Below are 13,071 nucleotides of genomic sequence, written 5' to 3'. Positions count from 1 at the left end.
TCTCGCGCGCTACGGCTCCACCGGACAGCCGTTCACCTCGCCGCCGCGCATCCCGTCGGCCAGCCAGAACACCGACAGCAGGAGCACGACCACCGCGCCGAGCGCGAACTCCAGGCCGTCCAGCGGGAGCCACAGCAAGGAGGTGGAGACGCCGAGAAGCGACAGCAGGCCGACCAGTATCGCGGAGCCGCAGGCCGCACAGCCGGCGCCAAGCGTTCCGAGCAGGACGCCCGCCGCGCCGGTCCCGCCCTGCCGGACGGAGACGCCGTGCTCGCGGAAGTGGTAGACCGCCATCGCCACGTCGACGCCCGTCAGGGCGGCGACGCCCACGAGCAACAGCCCTTGAAGGGGGTCGAACGCCGGGCCCACGAACGGGAACTGCACGACGAGCAGTTCGACCCGCTGTATGAGCGCCAGGTCCGCCGAGAGCGCGTAGCCGAAAAGCGGCAGGTTCAGCGAGAACACGAACAGCGAGAGGGCGGCGACGGCCGCGACGGCCGAAAGTGCCGCGTACCGGGGGACCGAGACGACGAGCCGCGCGGTCCGGGCCATCAGCCGCCAGTCCCGGCGGCGGGTCGGGAGCCGCATCACCCCTCCAGCGCGGTGGCGAACACGCTGTACCCCTGTGCGCCCCGCACCGTCGTCTCGTAGCGCCCGTCGCGGAACAGGTAGAACACCGGCGTCTGCCCGACGTCGAGCGCACCGCCCGCATCGAGGTCCGCCTGCACCGCGGCGTCGGCCTCGCCGCCTTCCGCGGCCGAGACGACGGCGTCGGCGTCGACGCTCGTCTCGCCGTCGAGGAACGCCCGCGACCGCTCGTACACGTTCGACTCGTCGAACGCGCCCTGCTCGGCGTAGTAGTGGTCTTTCAGCGCCCAGAACGCGTCGGCGTCCGCGGCGAACGTCGCCTCCAAGACGTGTGCGGCGGGGTCGCCCCACGGGTAGATGATGGGCAGGCCGCGGTAGACGAACGACGCGGTCCCGGGCTCCACGAGGTCGGAGACGATTCGGGGGTACGTCTCCCGCTCGAACCGCCGGCAGAGCGTACACGACGGGTCCTCGAACGCGACGATGACCGTCTCTTCGGCGTCGCCCAGTCGTGGCTGGGCGTCGAGGTCCGCGCCCGCCGGGTGGCCGGCTATCGGCGTACCCGACGCGCCGTCGCCGCCCCCACCGCCCGTACAGCCAGCCAGCGCCGTCGTCCCGAGTGCCCCCGCCCCCGCGAGGAAGCGTCGTCGGTCCATGCCCACCGGTCGCGCCGGGGAGGGAAAACGGTTGTTCGGATTCCCACCAAAATCAGGCTAGAGGGCATCCACGGGATACTGTTTTCTCGCTCCCGCCCGTACGCCGGGTATGTGCGGACGCTACAGCGTCTTTCTGGAGCCGCGTGAGGTCGCCGAGCGGTTCGACGTGGCCGTCCCCGACGACCTCCAGCCCCACTACAACGCCGCCCCGAGCCAGTCGCTTCCCGTCGTGACGAACCACGACCCCGACCGCCTCTCTCACCAGCAGTGGGGGCTCATCCCGGCGTGGGCCGACGACGGCTTCCAGGGACTCATCAACGCGCGGGCGGAGACGGTGACCGAGAAGCCTGCCTTCGCGGACGCCTACGAGCGCCGACGCTGTCTCGTCGTCGCGGACGGTTACTACGAGTGGCAGGCCCGGGACGCGGGCAAACAGCCGTACCGCATCACCCTGCCGGACGAGGAACCGTTCGCTATGGCCGGCCTCTGGGAGCGATGGACGCCCGAGACGACCCAGACCGGCCTCTCGGAGTTCGGTACCGACGGCCCGGACGACGGCGACGACACCGTCGAGACGTTCACCGTCGTCACGACGGAGGCGAACGAGTTCCAGTCGGAGTACCACCACCGGATGCCCGTCGTCCTCGCTCCCGACGAGGAGCGCGAGTGGCTCGCGGACCCCTCGCCCGACCTGCTGGACCCGTACGACGGCGAGATGCGGGCGTACCCCGTCTCGGCGAAGGTGAACAGCCCCGCGAACGACTCCCCCGAGGTGATAGAGGAGGTCGACGCGTGACCGGCGCAACACCCGACGCCGCCTGAACTGTTTTGCCGCTGGCTGTCGAGGCCCCGAGCATGCAACGACGCACGCCCGGTGGGGACCGATGGTGAGGCTCCCGTTCGTGGGCGGCGACGACGAGGAACCGCCGTTCCTCGAACGCGCCGCCGCATGGGCGACCGACCTCGGCTACCGGGACGTGCCGCCGGCGGTCAGGCGGGCCGCCCGCGCGCAGGTGCACTCGACGGTCGGGGCGGCCGTCTGGTCGCTCGATTTGCCCGTGGCCGACGAGATAGCCGCCGCGGTCGAGCGCGACCACGGCGACGGCCCCGTCTCGTTTCTCGGGGGACCCGACTCCACCCTGAGAGGGGCGTGCTGGGGCCACGCCGCACTGTCGATGGCGCTCGACTTCGACGACACCGTCCTCGGGGGCCACACCGGCCACTCGTCTGTGTTCGTGCCGCTGGCGGCCGCGGAGGCGACGGGCGCGAGCGGCCGCCGGGCACTCACCGCCGTCGTCGCCGCCAACGAGGTGGCCGCCCGCGTCGCCTCGGCCGCGGCGGTCGGTCCGTTCCGCGGCCAGCAAACCGCCTACGTCCACGCCGTCGCCGCCGCCGTCGCCCGCGCCGTAATCGAAGGCGACGACGCCGACACGCTGGCGGACGCGCTCGGAGTGGCGCTCGGGCAACCGCCGTGGCCGCTCGACGCCGCGTTCCTCGGGAGCGACGCGAAACTGACCAGCGCCGCCGACCCCCTGCTCGTGGGGCTGACGGCCGTGACCCGCGCCCGCGAGGGGGCCCGCGGGGCGACCGACCTGCTGGAAGCCGAGGGCGGGTTCCTCGAGGCGTTCGCCAGCAAGCCACTCCCCGAGTTCCTGACCGGACTCGGGGAGCGCTGGCACACCCGCGCGCTGACGGTCAAGCCCGTCCCCGGCTGTGCGTACGTCACCGCGCCCGTCGAGGCGGCACTGGAACTGCGCCGCGAACTACCGGACCGCGAGGTGACCATCGGCCGCGTCACCGTCGAGGGGTCGCTGTTCTGCACGGAGGTGAACGACCGCGCGACCCCCCACGTCCGCGGCCCCGACTCGACGCTCGCCGCACTCTCCTTTTCGGTGCCGTACAACGTCGCCAGCGCGCTCCTGCGCGGCGAACACACCGCTCGGCAGTTCACGCCGGCCGCACTCGGGGAGTCGCGGGTGTGGAAACTCGCCGACAACGTCGCCGTCGAGCACGACCCCCAGTTCACGATGGCGGCGCTCGACTCGGAGGTGCCGCTGGGAGCGATGCTCCGGCGCGTCGGCCCCGGTGTGATACCGTACTCGATGTCGGCCGTCGGCCCCGCGACGACGCTTCGACATCTGCCGACGCTCGCGCGGTTCGTCCGCAAGCGACCGCTCCCGGACGACCTCTCGACGGCCGACAAGCGGATGGGCGCGCGGGTGACGGTCGAACTCGACGGCGGCGAGACGCTGTCGGCGACGGTCGACCACCCGACCGGGTTCGCGGGTCACACCCTGCCGGAGGTGCGGGCCGTCGCGCGCAACAAGCTCCGGGCGGCCCTGGAGGCCCGCGGCGCGAGCGACCCCGAGGCCCGGCGGGCCGCCGACGAACTGGACGCTATGTACGAGGCCGAGACGGTCGCGCTCGGTGAGTGGCTGTGACGCTCGACCGCGTCGCCTGCGTCGTCAACCCCGCCGCCGGCGACGGGGAAGGCCGCGAGATGCTGGCCGACCTCCGCGAGACCTTCGCATGTGAGGTGACCGCGACGGTCACCGACGGCCCCGGGGAGGTGCCCGCGGCGGCCCACGCGAGCGCGGACGCCGACCTGCTGGTCGTGGTCGGCGGCGACGGCACGCTGGGCGAGGTGGCCGGCGCGCTCGTCGACCGGTCGGCGCCGCCGCTGTTCGTCGTTCCCGCGGGCCGGGGCAACAGCGTCTACCGGCATCTGTACGGCGACGCCGACTGGCGGGCGCTCGCTCGGCGACTGGCCGGCGGCGTCGCCGCCCACCCGCTCGACGTGGGCGAGATACGCGCCGAACCGCCCGTCGACCGGCGCTACTTCGTGTTAGGGTTCACCGCAGGGCTGTTCCGGCGGGCGCTCGACGCCGCCGACTCCCTGCGGGCGCTTCCGGGGCCGCTGGCGTACCTGCTCGGCACCGCACGGGCCGCCGTCTCGGAGCCGCCGCTCACGGTGTCGGCGTCCGTCGACGACAGCGAGCGGTTCGCGGGCGAGGCGCGCCTCGTCGCCGTCGGCGGCGGCCGCTACCGCGGGAGCGCGTTCGAACTCCTGCCCGACGCACGGCCGGGCGACGGCCGCCTCCACCTGCTCGTCGTCGAGTCCACGTCGGCCCGCGAGTGGCTCCGACTCGCGCGCCTCGCCCGTCGCGGCGACCACGTCGACCACCCGGCGGTCCACTACCACACCGGGAAGTCGGTCGACCTCCGTGGCGAGGGGCTCCCCGTCGAGGCCGACGGGACGCCGCTCGGAGGGCTCCGGGACGTCCGTCTCGACGTGCGGCCCGGCGCGGTCAGGGTCGCCCGCCCGGTCGAGTGGCGCTGAGGGGGTGTTTTCAGCACGTGAGAACGCCCGGGTGGGTCTTTTTATACCCCACCCATGTTAGACGGTACCATGTCGGACGCAGCGCAGGACGGGGAGAGCCGCGAGGCGGTTCGTAGCGCCTACGAGGCGGCCGTCTCGAAACAGCGCGCGCGGTTCCAGGCGCTCGTCGAGCATCTCCCCTCGGCCATCGCGCTGCTGGACGCAAGCGGGGAGTTCCAGTTCCTCAGCCCCAGCGTCGAGGACGTGACCGGCCACCGACCGGAACAGCTCCTCGGGGAGAACGCCTTCGACTACATCCACCCCGACGACCGTGCACGGGTCGAGGAGGTGTTCGCCCGCGGGCTGGCGGAGCCGAACAGACTGCTCACCGCCGAGTACCGCTATCTGCACGCCGACGACCACTGGATACACGTCGAGTCGCGCGGCCACAACCGGCTCGACGACCCGGCCGTCGAGGGGTTCGTGGTCAACACCCGCGACGTGACGCGCGAGCGGAAGGCGCGCCAGCAGTTCCAGCAGGAGCGGGACCTCAACCGGGGGTTACTGGAGGTCGCGCCCCAGCCGATGGTGGTGGTCGACGGCGACGGCGTCGTGCGCCGCGCGAACGACGCCGCGCAGGACGCGTTCGACGTGGGCGCCGACGAGGTGGTGGGGTTGCACCCCGAGAACGACGCCCGGACGGCCGCGGGCCAGAACCTGATTCCACCGGGGCAGACGGTCAGTGCCCGCGTCCGCGAGACGGGCGAACCCGTCGAGGGCGCCGTCCACGAGTGGCTCGGCCCGGACGGCGACCGGTTCCGCGTCACCGTCGACGCCGCGCCGCTCGTGACCGACGGCGAGGTCCGTCGCGTCGTTCTCGCCTTCCAAGACGTCCAGCGGCTCTGACTCACTCGAACAGCGCTTCGTGGCGCGCCGCGAGGTCGCCGTACCGGCCCGAGTGGTACGTCTCGAACAGCTCCTCGACGTCGACGGTCGTCTCCGACAGCGGCGTGTAACTGCCGGGAACGCCACGCACGAACGACTCGTCGGGGACGCTCATCCCCTCCGGGACGACGGTGCCGGTGGCGACGACACACCGGGCGCCCACCTCGCTCTCGTCGACGGTGGCGTTGAACCCCACCAGCGAGTCGGCACCCACGACGCTGTCGTTGACGACGCTCCCGTGGCCGACCATCGCCCGGTCGCCGAGTCGGGAGGCGTGGACGGAGGCGTTGTCCCCGACGTGGGCCGACTCGCCCACGACGACCGCATCCACGTCGCCCCGGAGGACTGCGCCCGGCCAGACGGAGGCGTCGGGTCCGACGCTCACGTCCCCGACCAGCGTCGACTCGCGGCTGACGCGGGCCGTCTCGTGGACGGCCGGCTCGGTGCCTTCGAACGGGTACGCTCGTCTGTCCATGCGACCGACCACCACGCCCGGGCGCAAAGAGCTACCCCCGCTTGCGCGAACGGCAACCGTTTAGGCCGGCCGGCGACCCTCCTCGACCATGACGAAGTACGCACGCGCACGCACCGACGCCGGTGTCATCGAGGGCACGTACGCCGACGGCGTCGTCACCGCCGACGGCGAGGAGTACGTCGTCGGCGAGGACTGCGAGCTACTCGCCCCCTGCGAGCCGTCGGCGTTCTACTGCGTCGGCCGCAACTTCGGCGAGAAGGTCGACCAGATGGACTACGAGATACCCGACGAGCCGGACTTCTTCATCAAGGGACCCACCTCGCTCCACCACCCCGACGAGAAGGTCGACCAGATGGACTACGAGATACCCGACGAGCCGGACTTCTTCATCAAGGGACCCACCTCGCTCCACCACCCCGACGAGCCCATCCCGTACCCCTCGTTCACCGAGGAGCTGACGTACGCCGGGGAGCTGGCGGCCGTCGTCGGGAGGGAGTGTCACGACATCGCCGAGAGCGAGGTCGACGAGTACGTCCGCGGGTACACCATCCTGAACGACCTGGATTGTCTCGACCAGGAGCGCCGCACGGCGCGGAAGGCGTTCGACCACAGCGCGCCGCTGGGACCGGTCGTCGCGGACGTCGACCCCGTGGGATTGGACATGACGACCCACATCAACGGCGAGAAACGACAGGAGGACAACACCGAGAACATGTTCATCAAACCCCGCGAGGTCGTCTCGTTCCTCTCGGAGCGGTTCACGTTCCGGCCCGGCGACGTCATCTCGTTCGGCAGTCCGGCGAATCCGGGGCTGGTGGAGCCGGGCGACGAAATCGTCATCGAGTACGAGGACATCGGCCGCCTCCGCAACACGGTCGCCTGAACGGACCGCCGTCCGGACGGGCCACCGCGGAGCGTCGCGGTGTCCAGCGAGTCCGCCGTCGCCGGGCGAACGCGCCGTCGTGGGGAAACACATTTGGGCGAGACGGGCGACGTGAGAGCATCCGATGGACGACGAGTCCGACGAGGCGTCCGGGAACGGCGAGACCCCGGGCGGCGGCCGCGCGACCGACGCGCCCGAGGCCACCCAACCCGACCTCGGCGAACTGCTGTCCGACGTCGAGTCGGCCGACGGGACCGACACGCCGGGCGTCGCCGCCGCGGGCGATTCGGACGACGACGACCCCGGCGTCGACAGCTCTCGGGCGGTCCGGGTGCTCGGCGGCGACGACCCGGACGTCGACCTGGAGTCGCTCCCCGACCAGTCGACGATTCGCGAGGCCATCCTCTCTGACGTGCAGGCCCACTTCGCCGACCACGACGGGCGATTCGACGCGCCCGACGACTCGTTCCTCGAGGAGTCGTTCTTCGACTTCTCGTATCTCGACCGCTACGAGGAGGTCGAGCGGACGTGGGTCAACGAGCCGTTCGCGTACGTGAGCGTGCTGTACGACCCCGTCGAGCGGGAGTACCGCTACCGCGTCGGCGAACCCGAACTCGACGAGTTCGAGCAGTACGTGCGCCGCGACCTCGTCGAGTACCTGCGCAACTCGCTGATGTACCAGGACATCGGCGGCGAGCGGACGAAGGAGGAGGTGTTCGAGGAGGACGTGCTCGAACTCGTGGCGCGACACGCCCGCTCGGTCGAACCGGGGTCGATTCACAAACTCGCCTACTACCTCCGACGCGACTTCGTGGAGTTCGGCCCCATCGACCCCATCATGCGCGACCCCGCGGTCGAGGACGTCTCCTGTGACGGCGCGGACGTGCCCGTCTACGTCTACCACCGCGGCTATCGGGACCTGCGGACGAACGTCTCGTTCGACGCCGAACGGCTCTCGTCGTTCACCGTGCGACTGGCCCAGCGGGCCGGCAAGCAGATATCCGTCTCGGACCCGCTTCTGGACGCGACTCTGCCCGACGGCTCCCGACTGCAGTTGACGATGGGCGGGGAGGTCGCCACCCGCGGCTCTAACTTCACCATCCGGAAGTTCTCGGACGTGCCGTTCTCGCCGGTCGACCTTGTGAACTGGAACACGTTCTCCGTCGAGCAGATGGCGTACTTCTGGCTCGCCATCGAGTCGAACAAGTCGCTCGTGTTCGCCGGGGGAACGGGGTCGGGGAAGACGAGTTCGATGAACGCCGTCTCCTTTTTCATCCCGCCGTCCTCGAAGGTGGTCTCCATCGAAGACACCCGCGAAATCGACCTCCCGCACGACAACTGGATACAGTCGGTCACCCGGGACTCAGCGTCGGGCGAGGGTCGCGGCGAGGTGTCGATGTACGCCCTCCTCCAGTCGGCGCTCCGCCAGCGCCCCGAGTACATCCTCGTCGGGGAGATACGCACCGAGGAGCGGGTCGCCTTGACTTTCTTCCAGGCGATGGGGACGGGCCACACCGCCTACACGACGATGCACGCCGACTCCATCGACACCGTCCTGAACCGCCTGCAGAACCCGCCGCTGTCGGTGCCGCGTGCGATGATACAGGACCTCGACATCGTCTCCATCCAGCGGCAGACGTTCGTCGAGGACGGTCGGGTCCGCCGGAACCAGCAGGTGACGGAGATGCGCGACCCGCCCGAGGACGACCCGATGGCGCTCCGCACGCGGAACGTGTTCGAGCGGAACGCCCGCGAGGACGTCCACCAGCAGGTGAACGAGTCGACGGTGCTCGCGGACATCGCCGAGGAGCGGGGCTGGACCGGCGCGGAACTCGACGCCGAGATGGCGCGTCGTGAGGGCGTCCTCCGGTTCATGCTGGAGGAGGAGGTGCTCGACTACCGCGACGTGGCGGCCGTCCTCCAGTTGTACGCGAAGGACCCCGAGTACGTCGTCGAGCGGGTCCGGGCCCGCGGCTACGACCTCCCACAGCCATGAGCCCGGGCGACGGCGGGGGTGGCGAGACCGACGGCGGAGACGGCGACGACGGGCTCGGGCTCGGGGAGGTGGTCGACGACCACGGGGGCGACCCGCTGGCCGACGACCCGGCGTTCGACCGCTCGGAGGCCGACCTCGACGCGAACCCGCCCCCGGAGTACGCCATCGAGGGGCTGTCGGGCCAGCGCGACCCGACCAGCGACGAGCGGGCGGCGTACCGCGAGCGGTTCGGCTATCTCCGGACGTTCTTCCGGTCGCGCCCCGGCGAGTACGCGGGCTACCAGCAGACGCTCAACCAGGCGCGGGTCGGCGCCGCCTACGACGAGTATCTCGCTCGCGGCGTCCGGCTGGCGGCCGCCGTGGGGGTCGTCGGCCTGCTCGCCGGGGTGGCGGTGGCGACCCTGCTCGCGGAGGTGGGCGCGTTCGGCGCCGTCCGCAACGAAGTCGGCCTCGCGGCGGGCGTCGCGGCGTTTCTCCGCGCGAACCGCGTGCTCGTCGGCTCGGCAGTGGTGACGCTCGCGACGGGCACGCTGTTCGCGGCGGCGACGTGGCTGGGCTACCGCTACTACCCGCGGGCGCGGGTGGTCACCCGCACCCAGCAGGTGAACGTGACGCTCCCCCACGCTATCGTCTACATGTACGCACTCAGCCACGGCGGCGCCGACCTGACGACCGCGGTGCGGTCGGTCGCGGACGCCGAGGAAACGTACGGCGAGGTGGCCCGGGAGTTCGACCAGGTCGTCCGCGACGTCGACGTGTTCGGCAACGACCTCATCACCGCCCTGGAGAACGTTCGGAACCTGACGCCGTCGGACAGTCTGGAGTCGTTCCTCGACGACCTGCTGTCGGTGCTGGAGTCCGGCGGGCAGGTGACGCCGTTTCTCGAGACGCAGGCCCGCGAGAGCCTCGAGGAGGCGATGGACGAGCAGACGGAGTTCCTCGAGACGCTCGCACTGCTCAGCGAGGTGTTCATCGTCGGCTTCGTCGCCGCCCCCCTCTTTCTGGTGGTCATCCTCGTCGTCATCTCGCTGGTCGGCGGGCAGACGCTCACCCAGCTATCGGTGCTCGTCTACGGCGTCATGCCCATCGGGATGGCGATGTTCCTCGTGCTGGTGGACACGCTCTCGGAGCCGTTCAGGGAGTCGAGTCGCGTCGCGGCCCCCGACCGGACCGACCACCTGACGGCTTCGCCGCCCGAGGACGACGAGCGACTCGCCGCCTACCGGCGGGTCCAGCGCCGCGACCGTCTCCGCGACCGCCTCCGGGACCCGCTGGCCCCGTTCCGGCGCGACCCCCCGTACGTGCTCGCGCTGTCAGTGCCCGCCGCGGTGCTGGTCGCCGTCGGTGCAGTCGTCTCGGGCGCCGCCACCCCGAGCGTCGACGCGATGGTCGCGGCGCCGGTGGTGACGACGCTGTGGCTCGTCGTCGCGCCGCTCGTGGTGGCGACGCTCCCGCTGTCGTACTACCACGAGCGCCGGGCGCGCCGCGAGCGGCGCCTCGCCCGCCGGTTCCCCGACACGCTCAACATCCTCTCGAGCGCCAACAAGATGGGCATCGGCCTCACGTCGGGGCTCGCGCTCGTCGTGCGGTCGACCAGCGGCGTCGTCGCGGGCGAACTCCGGAAGGTGCGCAACGACATCCTCTGGAACCACTCGACGAGCGACGCGCTCCGGGCGTTCGGTGCCCGCAGTCGAGTGCCACAGCTCGCGCGGACGACCAACCTGCTCGCGGAGGGCGTCGAGTCGACGAGCGACCTCTCGCGGGTGCTGACCGTCGCCGCCGAGGACGCACGCGCCCGCTACAAACTGGAGCGGGCCCGGACCCGCGAGATGTCGTCGTACATCGCCATCGTCGTCATCGGCTACCTCGTCTACCTGCTGGTGGTCCTGCTTCTGGAAGCGAACTACCTCACGCCCATCGCGGATGCGGCCCGCCAGCAGGCCGAGTACGGCGGCGGCGTCGAGTCGCCGCTGACGTTCACGAACGTCCCCGTGGCGACCTACCGGGCCGTGTTCCTCCACTCCGCAGTGATACAGGGGTTCGGGAGCGGTCTGCTGGCCGGAAAGCTGTCCGACGACTCCGTCCGCTCGGGACTGAAATACGGGCTCGCGCTCGTCATCCTCGCGGCAATCGCTTTCACCGTCGTATGACTCTCACCACCGACGACCGCGCCGTCTCGGAACTGCTCGGGGCCATCCTCCTGTTCGGCCTGCTGACGGCCCTGCTCGTGCTGGTGCAGGCCAACGCCGTCCCGACGGCGAACCGCGAGGTGGAGTTCCAGCACAACCAGCGGCTCCAGACCGACTTCCAGGCGTTCGACGCCGACGTGGGGAGCGTCGCCGCGACCGGCCGCGACCGCACGACCCTGTTCGAACTCGGGACGACGTACCCCAACCGGTTCGTGCTGGTCAACCCCGGGCCGGTTGCGGGGTCGCTCACCACACGCGGGGGCGGGTTCGTCGTCGAGAACGCCGTCGCCGGCGGCGAGACCGGCGACTTCTGGAACGGCTCCGCCCGCGCGTACGACGGCGTCCGCCTCGCGTACGGCCCCTCGTACAACTACTACGACGCGCCCCGCACCGTCTACGAGCACGGCGTCGTCGTCAACGAGTTCGGCGACCGGACGCGGCAGGTCGACGCCGGGTCGTTCGTCGCCGGCCGGACGATAGACCTCGTGGCGCTGTCGGGCCGCCGCTCCGTCGCGCAGGCGTCGACGGCCTCCGTCCGGACGGTCGGCCTGTCGACCGCGACCCGGACCGTCCGGGTGACCGACGACGGCGACCCGGTCGTCGTTCGCCTCCGGACGGGGCTGTCCGCCGCGAACTGGAGTCGCATCCTCGACGAGCAGTTCGTCGACGCGGGGGGCCACGTCCAGGCGGTCCGTCCCGGCCCGGACGGCACCGTCGAAGTCGTGTTCGAACCCGGCGTCGACTACGACCTGCGGCTGGCCGCGGTCACTGTCGGCGGTAACGTCTCGCGACCTGACGCCCGCTACCTGACGACGACCGACGACGCACCCACGACGGAGGAGGGGACGGCGACGGCGGTGTCCGTCGAACTCCGGGACGCCTACAACGGCCCGGTCGCGGGCGTCGACGTGTCGTTCACCGCCTCGTCCGGGACGCTCTCGGCGTCGACGGTCCGGACCGACGCCGACGGCCGAGCGACCGTGACGGTCACGCCGACGGCCGCCGGACGGACGACGGTGACGGCGACCGTCGAACTGAACGGCGCGGCCGGTACACAGCCCGCGGAGCGGGTGACGGTACCGGTGACGGTCCGCGGGGGCGGGGGCGGCGGCGAGATAAACCCGGCCGACGGCGATGTGGTCCGCTACGTCGCCGCCAACGCCGTCGACTGTGTGGAGCCGTCCGCGGGGTCGTCCGACCGGGTCGCGTTGACCGAACCGGACTGCCGGGTCGACGCCGTCTTCGAGAACCGGGGCGGCGAAACGCGGACAGTGACGGCCGCACGGGTGAGCTTCTACGACCAGGAGGCGTTCCGCCTCGCCGGCGACGGGAGTCCTCGACCCCGCCCCGACACGGTCACCGTCGGCGGCGCGACGATGCGGGTCGGCGCGGGGTTCCAGCCGGTGTCGCTGTCGAGCGTCGGAGCGGGCGACAGCGCGACCTACGCGTTTGCGTTCGGCGTCGACGGCGACCCGGCCAACTACAACGTCGTCACCGGCGACTACTTCGTGACGACGCTCCGGTTCGCCGACGGCACCACCGCCACCTACTTCGTGGGTCCGGGCGCGACCGGCGACGGTGACGACGGAGCACCGGCCACCGGCACGATGGCCGACCGGACGACGGTCCGGAGCCCCCAGCGTGACGGCGACGGCGTGACGTTCACGCTGTCGCGGACGGGGAGCGCGGTGGGCGTCGACGCCCTCTCGTTCGTGAGCGCACCGGTCGGCATCGCGGCCGTCGACGCGCCCGGCAACAGCCCGACGGTCCGAACCGACGACGCCGGCACCGTCACGCGGGACGCCATCGCCGTCGGGGAGACGGGGACGTTCGACCCGGTCGCCGTCGACGACGCGACCCGGTTCCGGGTGACGGGGGTCGTCGACGACGACGGCGACGCGGTCGACCTCTCCGACTGGGAGGCCGGCGGGGAGTTGCGGTTCCGCGTCGTCTACACCGACGGGAGCGAGGACGTCGTCACCGTCCCGTTGCCGTCCGGCTGAGGTGGCGTCGAGCCGTC

At 71.5% G+C, this 13,071-nt stretch carries 11 protein-coding genes; 8 read left to right on the top strand and 3 right to left on the bottom strand.

Annotated features, from left to right (window positions below; translation table 11 throughout):
• Positions 1 to 9: 9 nt before the first annotated feature.
• Both NL112_RS11180 and NL112_RS11175 read right to left on the bottom strand, forming a co-directional pair.
• Positions 10 to 588 (bottom strand): hypothetical protein, encoded by a 579-nt coding sequence (locus NL112_RS11180; protein WP_255148917.1) that lies wholly within the window; start codon positions 586 to 588, stop codon positions 10 to 12.
• Positions 588 to 1,244: a DsbA family protein gene (locus NL112_RS11175; protein WP_255148916.1), complete on the bottom strand. Its 657-nt coding sequence runs from the start codon at positions 1,242 to 1,244 to the stop codon at positions 588 to 590. The genes NL112_RS11180 and NL112_RS11175 overlap by 1 nt, the downstream gene beginning before the upstream one ends.
• A gap of 109 nt (positions 1,245 to 1,353) precedes the next feature.
• Between NL112_RS11175 and NL112_RS11170 the strand changes: the two genes are divergently transcribed.
• The 4 genes from NL112_RS11170 to NL112_RS11155 all read left to right on the top strand — a co-directional run bounded on the left by NL112_RS11170 (position 1,354) and on the right by NL112_RS11155 (position 5,469).
• A complete protein-coding gene (locus NL112_RS11170) occupies positions 1,354 to 2,040 on the top strand; it encodes an SOS response-associated peptidase (protein WP_255148915.1) in 687 nt (228 codons plus the stop codon).
• Positions 2,041 to 2,128: 88 nt separating this feature from the next.
• Positions 2,129 to 3,685, top strand: a complete 1,557-nt coding sequence (locus NL112_RS11165; RefSeq protein ID WP_255148914.1) for an MmgE/PrpD family protein — start codon at positions 2,129 to 2,131, stop codon at positions 3,683 to 3,685.
• On the top strand, positions 3,676 to 4,584 hold the full coding sequence (locus tag NL112_RS11160; protein ID WP_255148913.1) for a diacylglycerol/lipid kinase family protein: 909 nt from the start codon (positions 3,676 to 3,678) through the stop codon (positions 4,582 to 4,584). Before NL112_RS11165 ends, NL112_RS11160 begins: the two co-directional genes overlap by 10 nt.
• 69 nt (positions 4,585 to 4,653) lie before the next feature.
• On the top strand, positions 4,654 to 5,469 hold the full coding sequence (locus NL112_RS11155; RefSeq protein WP_255148912.1) for a PAS domain-containing protein: 816 nt from the start codon (positions 4,654 to 4,656) through the stop codon (positions 5,467 to 5,469).
• A 1-nt stretch (position 5,470) separates the two neighbouring features.
• On the opposite strand, the gene NL112_RS11150 is transcribed toward NL112_RS11155, so the two are convergent.
• Positions 5,471 to 5,983: a gamma carbonic anhydrase family protein gene (locus NL112_RS11150; RefSeq protein ID WP_255148911.1), complete on the bottom strand. Its 513-nt coding sequence runs from the start codon at positions 5,981 to 5,983 to the stop codon at positions 5,471 to 5,473.
• Positions 5,984 to 6,071: 88 nt separating this feature from the next.
• Between NL112_RS11150 and NL112_RS11145 the strand changes: the two genes are divergently transcribed.
• The 4 genes from NL112_RS11145 (at position 6,072) to NL112_RS11130 (ending at position 13,054) form a co-directional block, all read left to right on the top strand.
• Positions 6,072 to 6,866 (top strand): fumarylacetoacetate hydrolase family protein, encoded by a 795-nt coding sequence (locus NL112_RS11145; RefSeq protein WP_255148910.1) that lies wholly within the window; start codon positions 6,072 to 6,074, stop codon positions 6,864 to 6,866.
• A 124-nt stretch (positions 6,867 to 6,990) separates the two neighbouring features.
• Positions 6,991 to 8,862, top strand: a complete 1,872-nt coding sequence (locus tag NL112_RS11140; RefSeq protein WP_255148909.1) for a type II/IV secretion system ATPase subunit — start codon at positions 6,991 to 6,993, stop codon at positions 8,860 to 8,862.
• A complete protein-coding gene (locus NL112_RS11135) occupies positions 8,859 to 11,012 on the top strand; it encodes a type II secretion system F family protein (RefSeq protein ID WP_255148908.1) in 2,154 nt (717 codons plus the stop codon). Before NL112_RS11140 ends, NL112_RS11135 begins: the two co-directional genes overlap by 4 nt.
• Positions 11,009 to 13,054 (top strand): Ig-like domain-containing protein, encoded by a 2,046-nt coding sequence (locus NL112_RS11130; RefSeq protein ID WP_255148907.1) that lies wholly within the window; start codon positions 11,009 to 11,011, stop codon positions 13,052 to 13,054. The genes NL112_RS11135 and NL112_RS11130 overlap by 4 nt, the downstream gene beginning before the upstream one ends.
• Positions 13,055 to 13,071: the final 17 nt, after the last annotated feature.

This window comes from Halorarius halobius, from assembly GCF_024298865.1.
In the GTDB taxonomy this organism is placed as follows: domain Archaea; phylum Halobacteriota; class Halobacteria; order Halobacteriales; family Haloarculaceae; genus Halorarius; species Halorarius halobius.
The sequence above is the reverse complement of the archived record's forward strand: the minus strand, read 5'-3'. Positions and strand labels throughout refer to the sequence as shown.